The following is a 14,535-nucleotide window of genomic DNA, read 5'->3' on the forward strand; positions in this document are numbered from 1 at the left end:
TCACCTCTTAGTACTTCAGCAGGTTGGCGTCGTCGACGGACGCGGACCTGCGGGTTCGGAAGATCGTCACGATGATGGCCAGGCCGACCACGACCTCGGCCGCGGCCACCACCATCACGAAGAACGCGATGATCTGGCCTTCAAGGTTGCCCACCTGCCGGGCGAACGTCACGAACGCGAGGTTGCAGGCGTTGAGCATGAGCTCGACGCACATGAACACCACGATGGCGTTACGCCGGATCAGCACGCCCAGGGCGCCGATCGCGAACAGCAGGCCGGACAGGACGAGGTAGTGCGTCGTCACTTGGTCACCTCATTGGTCTCGGCGTCCTGCTCGGCCTCGGTCGGCGCCGTGCTCTCCTCGGCCGCGTGCTTGATCGCCTCAGCCAGCTTCGGGTTGTCCGGGAGGCGACCGTGCTCCACGTCGTAGCGAGCGATGTGGCGGTTGACCGAAGCCTCGGCCACCGACCCGTCGGGCAGCAGCGCCGGCATGTCGATGGCGTTGCTCCTGGCGTAGGTGCCGGGGCCGGGCAGCGGCGACGGGTGGTCGCCGCGGAAGCGGGCGCGGGACAGCTCCTTCTGCGTCGCCTTCTGCGTGACCCGCTCGCGGTGCGCCAGCACCATCGCGCCCAGCGCCGCCGTGATCAGCAGCGCCGAGGTGATCTCGAACGGGAACACGTACTTGGTGAAGAGCTGCAGCGCGATCGAGCGGATGTAGCCGCCCTGACCGGTGGCCGCCGCCAGCCCCGCCTCAGGCGCGAAGATCGCGTTGCCCGCGGCCAGGATGATCAGCGTCGCGAAGCCCGCACCGGCGATGATCGCCCAGAAGCGCTGTCCCTTGATCGTCTCGACCAGCGAGTCGGACGAGTCCACGCCCACGAGCATGAGCACGAACAGGAACAGCATCATGATCGCGCCGGTGTAGACGATGATCTGCACCGCGGCCAGGAACGGCGCGTCCTGCACGGCGTACAGGACGGCCAGGCACAGCATGACGGTGCCGAGCATCAGCGCGGAGTACACGGCCTTGCGGTTGAAGACCATGCCGAGCGCGGCGCCGACGGAGACGACGGCCAGCACCCAGAAAGTGATGGTCTCACCCATTGGTCCGCCCCAGCCGGTAGTAGTCCTCTTCGGTCTCACCGAGCCGCATGGGGTGCGGCGGCTGTTCCATGCCCTGCGTGAGGGGCGCGAGCAGCATCTCCTTGGTGTAGATGAGGCTCTCGCGGTTGGTGTCGGCGAGCTCGTACTCGTTGGTCATGGTGAGCGCGCGGGTCGGGCAGGCCTCGATGCACAGGCCGCACAGGATGCACCGCAGATAGTTGATCTGGTACGTGCGTCCGTAGCGCTCGCCCGGCGAGTAGCGCTCTTCCTCGGTGTTGTCCGCGCCTTCGACGTAGATGGCGTCGGCGGGACACGCCCAGGCGCACAGCTCGCACCCGACGCATTTCTCCAGCCCGTCAGGCCAGCGGTTGAGCTGGTGACGCCCGTGGAAGCGAGGAGCCGTCGGCTTCTTCTCCTCCGGGTAGTTCGTCGTGACGGGCTTCTTGAACATCGTGTGGAAGGTGACCCCGAAGCCTTTGACGGGGTTCAGCCAGTCAGTTAGTCCCACTGGGAATCTCCTTGTGCTGCACCCCGTGGTAGTGCGGCAGGTCGAGCGGCGGCACCGGGAAGCCACCGGCCGCCGGTTCCTCGGACAGTTGCTGGAACTCGGCTTCCACCTCCGCCTTCTTCTCCTCCTTGCGCCGCTGGTTGACGGTGTCGAAACGCATCCAGATGGCCAGCGCGCCGATCACGATGACCGCGCCAAGCCCGATGCCGATCGTGCGGCTCTCCTCGTAGACGACGACGTTGCGCACCGCCGCGACCAGCAGGATCCAGGCCAGGTTGACCGGGATCAGCACCTTCCAGCCCAGCGACATCAGCTGGTCGTAACGCACGCGCGGCAGCGAGGCGCGCACCCAGACGATGAAGCAGAACGTCAGCACGAACTTGATGAAGAACCACAGCACCGGCCACCAGCCCTCATTGGCGCCCGCCCAGAAGGTGGTGATCGGCGCCGGGGCCCGCCAGCCGCCGAGGAACAGCGTCACGGCGATGCCGGAGGCGGTGAAGGTGTGCAGGTACTCGCCCATCATGATCAGGGCGAACTTCAGCGAGGAGGAGTACTCGGTCTGGAAACCGCCGACCAGCTCGCCCTCACCCTCGGGAAGGTCGAACGGGATACGCGCGGCCTCGCCGAACATGCAGACCACGTAGACCAGGAACGACGGGATCAGCAGCACCGCGAACCAGGTCTGCTCCTGCGCCCTGACGATCTCGGAGGTGGACAGCGTCCCGGCGAACAGGAAGATCGCCACGAACGACAGGCCCATCGCGATCTCGTAGGAGACCACCTGGGCCGCCGACCGCAGACCGCCGAGCAGCGCGTACGGCGAGCGCGACGACCACCCGGCCAGCACCACGCCGTAGACCGAGACCGCGCCCATGGCCAGCATGAACAGCACCGCAACCGGCAGGTCCACCAGCTGCAGCGGCGTCTGCACGCCGAACAGGTTGACCATCGGCCCGAACGGCACGATCGAGAAGGCCAGGAACGCCGGCACCACCATGATGACCGGCGCCAGCAGGTAGAGCACCTTGTCCACGGTCCGCGGGAAGATGTCCTCCTTCAGGCCCATCTTCAGACCGTCGGCCACGGACTGCAGCAGACCGAACTTGCCGGCCCGGTCGGGGCCGTAGCGGTGCTGCATCCGCGCGATCAGCTTGCGCTCGAACCAGACGCCGAACAGGATGCTCAGCATCAGGAAGACGAACAGCATCACGGCCTTGATGATCGTGATCCACAGCGGGTCCTTGCCGAAGTCGGCAAGGGTGGGATCGGCCGCGAGAACGTGGGTCATGAGGCGCTCCCGATGGTGACGATGTCGCCGGCCACCGCGCGCAGGTCACGCGTGACCGAGCAGCCGCCGGAGTTCGCCGGCACCCAGACCACGCGGTCGGGCAGGTCGGCGATGCGCACCGGCAGGGTCACGGTGCCGCTGTCGGGGTCGCCGACGACGAGCTTGTCGCCGTCCGCGACGCCGAGCTCGGCGGCCGTGGTCCCCGAGATCAGTGCTTCGGCGGGGCGGGCGGTGCCCGCGAGGTACGGCTCGCCGTCCTGCAGCCTGCCCTCGTCGAGCAGCAGGTGCCAGGTGGCCAGCAGGGCCTGGCCCGCCTCCGGCACCTCCGGCGTGCGAGACAGCGCGTTGGGCGGGCTGACCCGGCTGCCGCGCCAGGAGCCGAGCGCGGCGAGCTCGCGCCGGACGGCCTTGGCGTCGGGCAGGCCCAGGTGCACGTCCATCCGGTCGGCCAGGTTGCCGATGACGGCCATGTCGGACTGCAGGCCGGGCACCTTCAGCGGCGCGTCGAACGAGCGGCCCCTGCCCTCCCAGTTGACGAACGTGCCGCCCTTCTCCTGGACGGAGGCGACGGGCAGGACCACGTCCGCGCGGTCGGTGACGGCGCTGGCGCGGATCTCCAGGCTGACGATGAACGGCGTGTGCTCGAGAGCGTCGAGCGCCGCCGCGGGGTCGGGCAGGTCGTAGGGGTCGACGCCGGCGACGACCAGCGCGTCCAGCTCGCCGTCGCGGGCGGCGGCCAGCATGGCGGTGGTGTCGCGGCCCGGGGTGGCGGGCAGCGAGGCGACGTTCCACGCCCTGGCGACCTCGGCCCTGGCGGTCTCGTCGTCCACCGGGCGGCCGATCGGCAGCAGGTTGGGCAGCGCGCCGGCCTCGACCGCGCCGCGCTCACCGGCCCTGCGCGGGATCCAGGCGATCCTGGCGCCGGAGGCGGCGGCGAGGCGGACGAGCGCGGACAGCGCGCCGGGCACGGTGGCAAGGCGCTCGCCGGCCAGCACGATCGTGCCCTCGGCGAGGGTGCCGACCAGGTCGCCGATCGCGTCGGCCTCGGCGCCGGGAGCGGTGCGGATGAGCGTGCCGCCCATCTTCACCAGGCCCGGGGAGGCGAACGGCGCGATCGAGGAGATCTTCAGGCCCTTCTTCCGCCACGCCTTGCGCAGGCGCAGGAAGACGATCGGCGACTCCTCCTCGGGCTCGAACCCGACGAGCAGCACGTGGGGCGCGTTCTCCAGGTCGGCGTAGCTGATCTCGATGCCCTTGCCGGCCACCGCGTGGGCGAGGAACTGCGCCTCCTCCGCCGAGTGCGGCCTGGCGCGGAAGTCGACGTCGTTGGTGCCGAGCGCGATCCTTGCGAACTTCGCGTACGCGTAGGCGTCCTCGACGGTGACACGGCCGCCGACCAGCACACCGGCCTTGCCGCGGGCCTTGGCCAGGCCCTGAGCGGCGATCTCCAGCGCCTCCGGCCACGAGGTGGGCACCAGCACGCCCTCCTCGTTGCGGACCAGCGGCTGCTTGAGGCGGTCGGGCTGCTGCGCGTAGGTGAACGCCCAGCGGCCCTTGTCGCAGTTCCACTCCTCGTTCACCTGCGGGTCGTTGCCCGCCAGGCGGCGGGTCACCCGGCCGCGCCGGTGGTCGGTGCGCAGGCTGCACCCGGAGGCGCAGTGCTCGCACGCGCTCGGCGTGGAGACCAGGTCGAACGGGCGGGCGCGGAACCGGTAGGCGGCGCCGGTCAGCGCGCCCACCGGGCAGATCTGCACGGTGTTGCCGGAGAAATAGGAGTTGAACGGCTGGCCGTCGGCCACTCGCACCTGCTCCTTGGCCCCGCGCTCGAAGAACTCGATGAGCGGGTCACCGGCGATCTGGTCGGAGAAGCGGATGCAGCGCGCGCACTGCACGCAGCGCTCGCGGTCGAGCAGCACCTGCGTGGACAGCGCCAGCGGCTTGGGGAAGGTGCGCTTCTGCTCCTGGAACCTCGACTCGCCCTGGCCGTTGGACATGGCCTGGTTCTGCAGGGGGCACTCGCCGCCCTTGTCGCAGACCGGGCAGTCGAGCGGGTGGTTCATCAGCAGCAGCTCCATCGCCGCGCGCTGCGCCTTCTCGGCGACCGGCGAGGTGAGCTGGGTCGACACCACCATGCCCTCGGCGACCTCGATCGCGCACGACGGCTGCGGCTTGGGGAAGCCACGGCCGTTGCCCGCGTCGGGGATCTCGACCAGGCACTGCCGGCAGTTGGCGGCCGGGTCGAGCAGCGGGTGGTCACAGAACCTCGGGATCTGGATGCCCAGCAGCTCGGCGGCCCTGATGATCAACGTGCCCTTGGGAACACTGACCTGGAACCCGTCGATGGTCAGGGTCACCAGGTTCGTCTCGGTCTCTACGACTGTCACTGCTCACCCCAGAGAGTGGACTTCTTCGGGTCGAACGGGCAGCCGCCGATCTCGAAGTGCTTGAGGTACTCATCGCGGAAGTACTTCACCGAGGAGTGAATCGGGCTGGTCGCGCCATCGCCGAGCGCGCAGAACGAGCGGCCCAGGATGTTGTCGGCGATGTCGGTGATCGTGGCCAGGTCGTCCTCGGTGCCCTGGCCCTTCTCCAGGCGCGCAAGCACCTGCTTGAGCCAGTACGTGCCCTCGCGGCAGGGCGTGCACTTGCCGCAGGACTCGTGGGCGTAGAACTCGGTCCAGCGCAGCACCGTACGGACCACGCAGGTGGTCTCGTCGAAGATCTGCAGGGCCCGGGTGCCGAGCATGGAGCCCTTGGCGCCGACCCCTTCGAAGTCGAGCGGCACGTCGAGGTGCTCTTCTGTGAAGATCGGCGTGGACGATCCGCCCGGGGTCCAGAACTTGATCTTGTGACCCTTGCGGATGCCGCCCGCCATGTCGAGCAGCTCGCGCAGCGTGATGCCGAGCGGAGCCTCGTACTGGCCGGGCCGGGTGACGTGGCCGCTGAGCGAGAAGATGCCGAAGCCCTTGGACTTCTCGGTGCCCATGCCGGCGAACCAGTCGGCGCCGTTCGCGATGATCGAGGGAACACTCGCGATCGACTCGACGTTGTTCACCACAGTAGGCGAGGCGTACAGGCCCGCCACGGCGGGGAACGGAGGCTTGAGCCGGGGTTGACCTCTGTAGCCCTCGAGCGAGTCGAGCAGCGCCGTCTCCTCGCCGCAGATGTAGGCGCCCGCCCCGCTGTGCACCACCAGCTCCAGGTCGAAGCCGGAGCCGAAGATGTCCTTGCCGAGGTAGCCCTTGGCGTACGCCTCGCGCACGGCCGCGTGCAGCCGGCGGATGACGTGCAGCACCTCGCCGCGCACGTAGATGAAGGCGTGGTTGGCGCGGATGGCGTACGACGTGATGATGATGCCCTCGACCAGCGCGTGCGGGTTGGCCATCATCAGCGGGATGTCCTTGCAGGTGCCCGGCTCCGACTCGTCGGCGTTGACGACGAGGTAGTGCGGCTTGCCGTCGCCCTGCGGGATGAAGCCCCACTTCATGCCGGTGGGGAAGCCCGCGCCGCCGCGGCCGCGCAGGCCCGAGTCCTTGACGGTCTGGATGACGGCGTCGGGGTCCATGCCCAGCGCCTTCTTCGCCGCCTTGTACTCGCCGTAGACGTCGATGGTGAAGGAGTTGGGCTGGTCCCAGTTCGCGGTCAGGACCGGTGTCAAAGTCGTCGTCATGCTTCGGGGGCCTTCCATCCCTTGGCCTTGGCCAGCTTCAGGCCCTCAAGCGAGGGCTCCCCGGCCGACGGGCCCTCGCCCGCCTGGTCGTCGGGCAGCCCGGCGAGCACGCGCGAGGCCTCCTTGAAGGTGCACAGCCGCTTGGGACCGCGGGTGGGCCGCACCTCCTTGCCGGCGCGCAGGTCGTCGACGAGCTGCTTGGCCGACTCGGGAGTCTGGTTGTCGAAGAACTCCCAGTTGACCATCATGACCGGGGCGAAGTCGCAGGCCGCGTTGCACTCAAGGCGCTCCAGCGAGATCTTGCCGTCGGGGGTCGCCTCGTCGTGACCGACGCCGACGTGCTCCGACAGCTCCTCCCAGATCTGGTCGCCGCCCATGACCGCGCACAGCGCGTTGATGCACACGCCGACGTGGTATTCGCCGGCGGGCTTGCGCTTGTACATGGTGTAGAAGGTCGCCACGCCGGTGACCTCGGCCTTGCTGATGCCGAGCATCTCGGCGCAGAACTCCTGCCCGTCGTCGGAGACGTAGCCGTCCTCGGACTGCACGAGGTGGAGCAGCGGCAGCAGGGCGGAGCGGGTCTTGGGGTAGCGCCCGATGATCTCCTTGGCGTCCCGCTCCAGACGCTCACGGACTTCCGGTGAATAAGTCACCGGTCCACACCTCCCATGACGGGGTCGATAGAAGCGACCGCGGCGATCACGTCCGCGACCTGGCCGCCCTCCGCCATGGCGGGGAAGCTCTGCAGGTTGCAGAAGGACGGCTCGCGGAAGTGCACGCGGTAGGGCCGGGTGCCGCCGTCGCTGACCACGTGGGCGCCCAGCTCGCCCTTGGGCGACTCGATGCTGGCGTACGCCTGCCCGGCCGGCACCCTGAAGCCCTCGGTCACCAGCTTGAAGTGGTGGATGAGGGCCTCCATGGAGGTGCCCATGATGTGGGCGATGTGGTCGGGCGAGTTGCCGAACCCGTCGGGGCCGAGCGCGAGCTGCGCGGGCCAGCCGATCTTCTTGTCCTCGATCATCACCGGGTCGCCCTTGAGCGGGCCGGCGATGCGGTCGAGAGCCTGCTCAATGATCTTGAGCGACTCCTCCATCTCCTTCATGCGGACGAGGTAGCGCGAGTAGACGTCGCAACCGCGCTCGGTGGCGACCTCGAACTCGTAGGTCTCGTAACCGCAGTAGGGCTGCGCCTTGCGCAGGTCCCACGGGAGACCGGCGGCGCGCAGGATGGGGCCGGTGACGCCGAGCGCCATGCAGCCGGTCAGGTCGAGGTAGGCGACGTCCTGGGTGCGGCGCAGGTAGACGGGGTTCTCGTCGAGGAGCTTGCGGATGTCCTTGATCCGCTTGGGCATCTCCTTGAGGAACTCGCCGACCTTGTCGACCGCGCCCGCCGGCAGGTCGACGCTGACGCCGCCCGGCCGGATGTAGGCGTGGTTCATCCGCAGACCGGTGATGTACTCGAACAGGTCCATCACCATCTCGCGGTCGCGGTAGCCGAAGAGGAACGGCGTGGTCGCGCCCAGCTCCATGCCGAACGTGCCCATCGCGACCAGGTGCGAGGAGATGCGGTTGAGCTCCATCATCATCACGCGGATCGCCTGCGCCCGCTCAGGGATGCGATCCTCGATGCCGAGCAGCTTCTCCACGCCCAGGCAGTAGGCCGTCTCGTTGAAGATCGGCGAGAGATAGTCCATGCGAGTGACGAACGTGGTCCCCTGGGTCCACGTCCTGAACTCCATGTTCTTCTCGATGCCGGTGTGCAGGTAGCCGATGACGCTGCGGGCCTCGGTCACCGTCTCGCCGTCGAGCGTCAGCACCAGCCGGAGCACGCCGTGGGTGGACGGGTGCTGCGGGCCCATGTTGACGACCAGGCGCTCTTCCTCGGACTCGCGCACGCCGGAGACGACCTGGTCCCAGTCGGCGCCGTTGACCGAATAGACCTTGCCCTCGGTCGCCTCGTCATAAGCGGTGCTCATGAGTAGCTCCTCCTGTGGTCGGGCGACGGGATGGTGGCGCCGCGGTATTCGACCGGGATGCCGCCGAGCGGGTAGTCCTTCCGCTGGGGATGGCCGTCCCAGTCGTCCGGCATCATGATCCGGGTGAGCGCGGGGTGACCGTCGAAGATGATCCCGAAGAAGTCGTACGTCTCCCGCTCATGCCAGTCGTGACCAGGGTAAACGCTGACCGTCGATGGAATGTGCGGGTCGTCGTCCGGGCAGCTCACCTCGAGGCGCACACGCCGGTTGTGGGTGATCGAGCACAGGTGGTAGACCGCGTGCAGCTCCTCGCCCTTCAGGTGCGGGTAGTGCACGCCGGACACGCCGAGCGAGAGCTCGAAGCGCAGGGCCGGGTCGTCGCGCAGCTTCTGGCAGACCTCGACCAGCCGCTCCCGCTTGATGTGCAGGGTCAGCTCGCCGCGGTCGACGACCACGCGCTCGATGGCGTCGTCGAGCGCCAGCGCGTCGACGATCTCGTCGAAGTAGCCGCCGTACGGGCGGGGCGTGGAGATCTGCGGCGGGCGGCGTACGACGAGGCCGCCGTAGCCGGAGGTGTCACCCGAGTCCTTGGCGCCGAACATGCCCCGGCGGGCGATCGGCGCCTCCTGGGGCGCCGGCGCCTCGGGGACCTGTGCGTCCGGGACCTCGGGGAGGTTGTCGGGCGAGGTCACTTCGAGGCTCCCTGGTCGATCAGCGGCAGCGTGCGCAGCGCCTGCAGTTCGAGCTCGTCGATCTGCTTGGCGCGGTGCGCGCCGAACTTCATGTTCTGGATCTTGTCGTGCAGCTTGACGATCGCGTCGATGAGCATCTCCGGCCGCGGCGGGCAGCCGGGCAGGTAGATGTCGACCGGCACGATGTGGTCGACGCCCTGCACGATGGCGTAGTTGTTGAACATGCCGCCGCTGGAGGCGCACACGCCCATGGAGATGACCCACTTCGGCTCGGCCATCTGGTCGTAGATCTGGCGCAGCACGGGCGCCATCTTCTGCGACACGCGGCCGGCCACGATCATCAGGTCGGCCTGGCGGGGAGATGCCGAAGCGCGCTCCATACCGAAGCGCGCCAGGTCGTAGTGGGGGCCACCGGTGGCCATCAGCTCGATGGCGCAACACGCGAGGCCGAAGGTCGCCGGCCATACGGAGTTCTTACGCGCCCATCCGGCGGCCGCTTCGACCGTGCTGAGGATGAACCCGCTGGGGAGTTTCTCTTCAAGTCCCATTTTCAGTCCCAGTCCAGACCCTTGCGGCGCCACACGTACGCGTAGGCGACGAGCACGGTGACGATGAACAGCAGCATCTCGACGAGCGCGAACAGGCCGAGTCCCGAGGTGGCCACGCGGCCGATGTCGTTCGTCTGCGGCGCGAACGAGACGGCCCACGGGTAAAGGAAGATGATCTCGATGTCGAAGACGATGAAGAGCATCGCCGTGACCATGTACTTGAGCGGGAACCGCCCACCGCCGACCGGCTGGGGCGTCGGCTCGATGCCGCATTCGTAGGCGTCGAGCTTGGCGCGGTTCCAGCGCTTGGGACCGGTGAAGGGAGCGATGGCGACCGAGAAGATCGCGAAGCCCCCCGCGATGACGGCGAGCACCAGGATGGGCACGTAAAGGTCCATCGCTACGCCTCCTCTGGAGTCGCCGCGCGCGCGGGCGCGCAGCGGGATCTGGTGATTCTGAGATTCATGCTGGTGGCGCGACCTTCGAGAGTGCGTTGATGATCATGTCCGACGCATCGCCTCGCCGGTCGGTGAGATTACCAAGGAGTTTGAGCGCGAAGCGCATCAGCCTCGGGTGAGGCAGCCCGTGCCTGGTGCCGAAGCTCATCACGCCGGGCTTGCCGATGGCCTCGACGAACCATCTGCCCAGCGTGAAGTAACCCCCGTAGGCGTCCTTCAGCACCCGAGGATAGGTCCGCAGGGTCCGCTCCCGCTGTGCGGGGGTGGCCTCCCTGAGGGCCTTCGCGATGATCTCCGCGGCGATCTCGCCGGTCTCCATGGCGTAGGCGATGCCCTCGCCGTTGAACGGGTTGATCGACCCGCCCGAGTCTCCCACGAGCACCAGACCGCGCGTGTAGTGGGGCTGGCGGTTGAACGCCATCGGGAGCGCGGCGCCGCGGATCGGGCCCGTCATGTTCTCCTCGGTGAAGCCCCATTCCTCGGGCATCGAGCGGCACCAGCGGCGCAGCAGGTCGCGGTAGTCGATGTGCTTGAACTGGGCGCTGGTGTTGAGCAGGCCCAGGCCGACGTTGGAGGTGCCGTCGCCCACGCCGAACACCCAGCCGTAGCCGGGCAGCAGCGTGTCGCCGTCCCAGAGCTCGAGCCAGGTCTCGAGGTAGTCGTCGTCGTGGCGGGGGCTTTCGAAGTAGGTGCGCACGGCCACGCCCATGGGGCGGTCTTCGCGCTTGTGCAGGCCCATGCCGATGGCCAGGCGGGTGCTGTTGCCGTCGGCGGCGACGACCACAGGGCTGCGGAACTCGCGGCCGTCCTTGGTGGTGACGCCGACGATGTGGCCGCTGCGGTCGTCGAGCACGGGGCCGGTGACGGTGACGCCTTCCATCAGGCGTACGCCGTGCTTGACCGCGTTGGCGGCGACGATCTGGTCGAAGTCCTGCCGGGTGCGCACGAGGCCGAAGTCGGGGAAGCGCTCCAGCTTGGGCCAGTCGAGCTCGAAGCGCAGGCCGCCGCCGACCACGCGCAGGCCCTTGTTCCTGATCCAGCCGGGGGCGTCGATGTCGATGCCCATGTTCTGGAGCTGCTTGACGGCGCGCGGGGTCAGGCCGTCGCCGCAGACCTTCTCGCGGGGGAACCTGGTCTTCTCCAGGAGCAATACGTCGAGGCCGGCCTGCGCGAGATAGAAGGCGGTGGCGGAGCCGGCGGGGCCGGCGCCCACGACGATGACGTCGGCGTCGCTCATGATCGCGCCCGCTTCGCCACTCGTCGGCTGTGCGCACGCGCGACGAGCTCCTGCGCTCGATGGGTGGCTGTTGGCACGGTCACTGGACTGTCCTGTCCCTACACACGCTCGAAGGCCATGGGGTGGCGCGCCTTCGTTCCTTTGTGAACCCCTTCACAAACTTACCGGCCCGCAGTCTACTGCTTTTCGTACACATAGTGGCAGTCGGGGTACTGTTCCGTGATCCAAGGGGACGGCGTGTCGCCTGGGGCAGCACAGTCATGATCGTCACGCTAGCAGTCAAGCTCACGACGGCTCGCGGGCGGTCCCGTGAGCGATGCGCTCCTGAGACTTCCGCGCGCCGCGACCGCGCGATACGCCTCCTGGGCGCGCTCGCGCGGGTCCGAAATCCCGCCGCGCGCATTCCGCGCCCCGCCGCGACGGCGGCCATACGCGCGGGGTGAACGATGACCATAATCGGCCCGGAAAATGACCGAGGGTCGCACCCGGTGAACATCCCGTGGCGCGACCCCCGAGCGGCAAATCGGGCCGGGCGGAATTGAGGTTTTCGTCAGACGCGAGCCGATGACGAAAATGAGCGCCGCCGCGGCCCCGGGGCCCAATGCTCAGGCGGGCTTGAATCCGCGGTGCATGGCGACGATGCCCATGGTGAGGTTGCGCCAGGCCACGCGTTCCCAACCGGCCTCCTGGATCGTCCGCGCAAGCGTGCGCTGGTCGGGCCAGTCGCGGATCGACTCGGCCAGGTATTCGTAGGAGTCGTCATTGGAGCCGAACACCTTGGCCACCTTGGGCAGCAGCCGCATCAGGTATTCGCGGTAGATCAGGTCGAAGCCCGGCACGGTGACGTGGGAGAACTCGAGGATCACCAGCCGGCCGCCGGGCTTGGCCACCCGCAGCATCTCGCGCAGCGCCTGCCCGGTGTCGTGCACGTTGCGCAGCGCCACGGAGATCGTCACCGCGTCGAAGACGTTGTCGGCGAACGGCAGGCGCAGCGCGTCACCCGCGATGAACGGCACTCCGGGCCCCGACAGCGCGTTGCCGCCGTGCCGCCGCACCCCCGTGCGCAGCATGCCGAGCGAGAAGTCGGAGGCGATCGCCCGCGCGCCGAGCGTGGTGAACGCGTCGGTCGACGTGCCCGTGCCCGCGCCCAGGTCGAGCACCAGCTCACCGGGGCCGGCGTCCACGGCGCGGGCCACCGCCTTGCGCCAAGCCCTGACCTGCCCGAGGGAGATCACGTCATTCACCAGGTCGTAGCGCCGGGCGGTGCGATCGAACATCGCGGCGACCTCGTCCGGCCTCTTGTCCAACTGAGCGCGCGTCATGCCCACACCCTATGGCCATCAGGATATTCGACGGAAAGTAGCTACTTGATTACCGTGCGTCTGCTAAATATTGGCGAATGTTTGCCCGTGTCGCCCTTGCGGCGATCCTCAGCTCGTCCGCCGTCGCGCACGCGGGCGCGGCGGCGGCCTCCCCCGTCGCGCACCCGCGCGTGGTCTCGGCCGACCCGGTCGACACCACACCTCACGTGCTCGACGGCATCGTCAACGCGATCACGGTGGTGGGCCGCACCGTCGTCGTCGGCGGCTCGTTCAGCGAAGTGAGCGACGCAGGCCGGCGTACGACGTACCCGCGGTCCAACCTGTTCGCCTACGACCTGCACACCGGGCGCGTCCTGCCGGACTTCGCGCCCAGCGTGGCGGGCCCGGTGTACGGGCTCGCGGCCGGCGACGGCGGCACCGTCTACGTCGGCGGCGAGTTCCACGGCATCGACCACCAGCGGGCCCGCGGCCTGGCCAGGCTGCGGCTCTCCGACGGCGCGCTCGTGCCCGGCTTCGAGCCGCGCATCGGCGGCGGCATGGTGAGCACGCTCGCCAGGCACGGCTCCCAGCTCTACGTGGGCGGCGACTTCGTCAGCCCGCGCACCGCGCTGGCCAGGCTCGACGCCACGACCGGCGCGGCCGACCCGGGCTTCACGGTCACGCCGGGCGACCCGCTGACGGCGCGGGTGAAGGTGCACGCGCTGGCCGTCAGCCGGGACCGGCTGCTGGTGGACGGCACGTTCACCACGCTCGACGGCCATTCGCGGCCCCAGGTCGGGCTTATCGACATCGGCCGGCGGACGGCGAAGGTCGCCGCGTGGCGCACTTCCACGTACGCGCGCCGCTGCGCCACCGCGTTTCCCTCCTACGTCAGAGGTCTCGACTTCTCCCCCGACGGGCGCTATTTCGTGGTCGTCACCACGGGAGGCCCAAAGGGCGGGATATGTGACACAGCAGCGCGGTTCGAGACCTATGCCAAGGGCTCGAACGTCAAGCCCACCTGGGTCAACAGCACAGGCGGAGATTCTCTGTACTCCGTGGCGGTGACCGGCGCGGCCGTCTATGTGGGCGGGCACCAGCGCTGGCTGGACAATCCGCAGGGCCGCGACTCGGCCGGCCCCGGCGCGGTGTCGCGGCCCGGCATCGGAGCCATTCATCCGCGTACCGGAAAGGCCCTCAGTTGGAATCCGACGCGCGAGCGCGGGATCGGTGTGAAGGCGTTTTACGCCCACAGCACCGGACTACTTGTGGGTAGCGACACAACCAGACTCGGACGGGAGTACCATGCCCGGATTGGCATGTTCCCCCTGCCCTAGTCGTCCTGCGACTTCGGCCGCTCGAGCCTTGCGCTGAGACGTTCGCTCATGGCGTCTCGCTGCTTGGACAGCAACACGTAGCTCGCTATGCCGCTGATCACGAAAGAGGCGACGATCAGCGCCAGCGGGTTTGACAGTCCGAGCAGGAAGAGCACACCCAAGGTCACGAGAAACAGGCCGATCCGCGACGCGGTGTAAACGAGAACGGGACGCACAGGTTCGAGGTTACTCGGACCTGTGCAGCGCTCGCTCTTCGCATGGGACGCGAGCACTGCTACTGTTCCCAGTTAGGGAGTTTCGTAAAGAAACACCCACGAGAGCCCCAAAGAGGCTCTATCATATAACAATCGGGCAGTCAGCTGATAACAACCCGTGATCTTTGTAGAAAACCACGGATAAATCAGGCTTCGCTCG

At 68.4% G+C, this 14,535-nt stretch carries 15 protein-coding genes; 1 reads left to right on the forward strand and 14 read right to left on the reverse strand.

The features are described from left to right. Positions 1-7 precede the first annotated feature (7 nt). From nuoK to WBK31_RS34050, 13 genes are all read right to left on the reverse strand, one after another. On the reverse strand, positions 8-304 hold the full coding sequence (nuoK, locus tag WBK31_RS33990; RefSeq protein ID WP_364062347.1) for an NADH-quinone oxidoreductase subunit NuoK: 297 nt from the start codon (positions 302-304) through the stop codon (positions 8-10). Continuing rightward, positions 301-1,104 (reverse strand): NADH-quinone oxidoreductase subunit J, encoded by an 804-nt coding sequence (locus WBK31_RS33995; protein ID WP_364062344.1) that lies wholly within the window; start codon positions 1,102-1,104, stop codon positions 301-303. The genes nuoK and WBK31_RS33995 overlap by 4 nt, the downstream gene beginning before the upstream one ends. Then, positions 1,097-1,612: an NADH-quinone oxidoreductase subunit NuoI gene (gene nuoI / locus WBK31_RS34000; protein WP_080043639.1), complete on the reverse strand. Its 516-nt coding sequence runs from the start codon at positions 1,610-1,612 to the stop codon at positions 1,097-1,099. The genes WBK31_RS33995 and nuoI overlap by 8 nt, the downstream gene beginning before the upstream one ends. Continuing rightward, entirely contained in the window at positions 1,599-2,903 is a 1,305-nt protein-coding gene (gene nuoH / locus WBK31_RS34005) for an NADH-quinone oxidoreductase subunit NuoH (RefSeq protein WP_406673752.1), read from the reverse strand. Before nuoH ends, nuoI begins: the two co-directional genes overlap by 14 nt. Next, on the reverse strand, positions 2,900-5,287 hold the full coding sequence (locus WBK31_RS34010) for an NADH-quinone oxidoreductase subunit G (protein ID WP_364062338.1): 2,388 nt from the start codon (positions 5,285-5,287) through the stop codon (positions 2,900-2,902). The genes nuoH and WBK31_RS34010 overlap by 4 nt, the downstream gene beginning before the upstream one ends. Then, entirely contained in the window at positions 5,284-6,573 is a 1,290-nt protein-coding gene (gene nuoF / locus WBK31_RS34015; RefSeq protein ID WP_364062335.1) for an NADH-quinone oxidoreductase subunit NuoF, read from the reverse strand. The genes WBK31_RS34010 and nuoF overlap by 4 nt, the downstream gene beginning before the upstream one ends. Beyond that, complete coding sequence (gene nuoE, locus WBK31_RS34020; RefSeq protein ID WP_364062332.1) at positions 6,570-7,226, reverse strand: NADH-quinone oxidoreductase subunit NuoE; 657 nt, start codon at positions 7,224-7,226, stop codon at positions 6,570-6,572. The genes nuoF and nuoE overlap by 4 nt, the downstream gene beginning before the upstream one ends. Next, positions 7,223-8,548, reverse strand: a complete 1,326-nt coding sequence (locus WBK31_RS34025) for an NADH-quinone oxidoreductase subunit D (protein ID WP_364062329.1) — start codon at positions 8,546-8,548, stop codon at positions 7,223-7,225. Before WBK31_RS34025 ends, nuoE begins: the two co-directional genes overlap by 4 nt. Then, positions 8,545-9,240: an NADH-quinone oxidoreductase subunit C gene (locus tag WBK31_RS34030; RefSeq protein ID WP_378785972.1), complete on the reverse strand. Its 696-nt coding sequence runs from the start codon at positions 9,238-9,240 to the stop codon at positions 8,545-8,547. The genes WBK31_RS34025 and WBK31_RS34030 overlap by 4 nt, the downstream gene beginning before the upstream one ends. Beyond that, entirely contained in the window at positions 9,237-9,788 is a 552-nt protein-coding gene (locus WBK31_RS34035; RefSeq protein ID WP_364062326.1) for an NADH-quinone oxidoreductase subunit B family protein, read from the reverse strand. Before WBK31_RS34035 ends, WBK31_RS34030 begins: the two co-directional genes overlap by 4 nt. Before the next feature lie 2 nt (positions 9,789-9,790). Next, positions 9,791-10,186 (reverse strand): NADH-quinone oxidoreductase subunit A, encoded by a 396-nt coding sequence (locus WBK31_RS34040; RefSeq protein WP_364062323.1) that lies wholly within the window; start codon positions 10,184-10,186, stop codon positions 9,791-9,793. Between the two features lie 64 nt (positions 10,187-10,250). Next, entirely contained in the window at positions 10,251-11,483 is a 1,233-nt protein-coding gene (locus tag WBK31_RS34045; protein WP_378785971.1) for a geranylgeranyl reductase family protein, read from the reverse strand. A 605-nt stretch (positions 11,484-12,088) separates the two neighbouring features. Beyond that, entirely contained in the window at positions 12,089-12,805 is a 717-nt protein-coding gene (locus WBK31_RS34050; protein WP_364062317.1) for a demethylmenaquinone methyltransferase, read from the reverse strand. 77 nt (positions 12,806-12,882) lie between these two features. Between WBK31_RS34050 and WBK31_RS34055 the strand changes: the two genes are divergently transcribed. Beyond that, complete coding sequence (locus tag WBK31_RS34055) at positions 12,883-14,121, forward strand: hypothetical protein (protein ID WP_364062314.1); 1,239 nt, start codon at positions 12,883-12,885, stop codon at positions 14,119-14,121. On the opposite strand, the gene WBK31_RS34060 is transcribed toward WBK31_RS34055, so the two are convergent. Next, positions 14,118-14,336 carry a DUF4229 domain-containing protein gene (locus WBK31_RS34060; RefSeq protein ID WP_364062311.1) on the reverse strand — a complete coding sequence of 73 codons (219 nt, stop codon included), beginning with the start codon at positions 14,334-14,336 and terminating at the stop codon, positions 14,118-14,120. The genes WBK31_RS34055 and WBK31_RS34060 overlap by 4 nt on opposite strands. Between the last annotated feature and the right edge of the window lie 199 nt (positions 14,337-14,535).

The sequence above is a fragment of the Nonomuraea sp. N2-4H genome, assembly GCF_045291505.1.
Classification (GTDB): Bacteria; Actinomycetota; Actinomycetes; order Streptosporangiales; family Streptosporangiaceae; genus Nonomuraea; species Nonomuraea fastidiosa.

Coding starts and splice junctions, on each gene's coding strand:
- WBK31_RS33995 (WP_364062344.1), bottom strand. CDS start 1,104: ATGGGTGAGACCATCACTTTCTGGGTGCTGGCCGTCGTCTCCGTCGGC.
- nuoH (WP_406673752.1), bottom strand. CDS start 2,903: ATGACCCACGTTCTCGCGGCCGATCCCACCCTTGCCGACTTCGGCAAG.
- nuoF (WP_364062335.1), bottom strand. CDS start 6,573: ATGACGACGACTTTGACACCGGTCCTGACCGCGAACTGGGACCAGCCC.
- WBK31_RS34025 (WP_364062329.1), bottom strand. CDS start 8,548: ATGAGCACCGCTTATGACGAGGCGACCGAGGGCAAGGTCTATTCGGTC.
- WBK31_RS34035 (WP_364062326.1), bottom strand. CDS start 9,788: ATGGGACTTGAAGAGAAACTCCCCAGCGGGTTCATCCTCAGCACGGTC.
- WBK31_RS34040 (WP_364062323.1), bottom strand. CDS start 10,186: ATGGACCTTTACGTGCCCATCCTGGTGCTCGCCGTCATCGCGGGGGGC.
- WBK31_RS34045 (WP_378785971.1), bottom strand. CDS start 11,483: ATGAGCGACGCCGACGTCATCGTCGTGGGCGCCGGCCCCGCCGGCTCC.
- WBK31_RS34050 (WP_364062317.1), bottom strand. CDS start 12,805: ATGACGCGCGCTCAGTTGGACAAGAGGCCGGACGAGGTCGCCGCGATG.
- WBK31_RS34055 (WP_364062314.1), top strand. CDS start 12,883: ATGTTTGCCCGTGTCGCCCTTGCGGCGATCCTCAGCTCGTCCGCCGTC.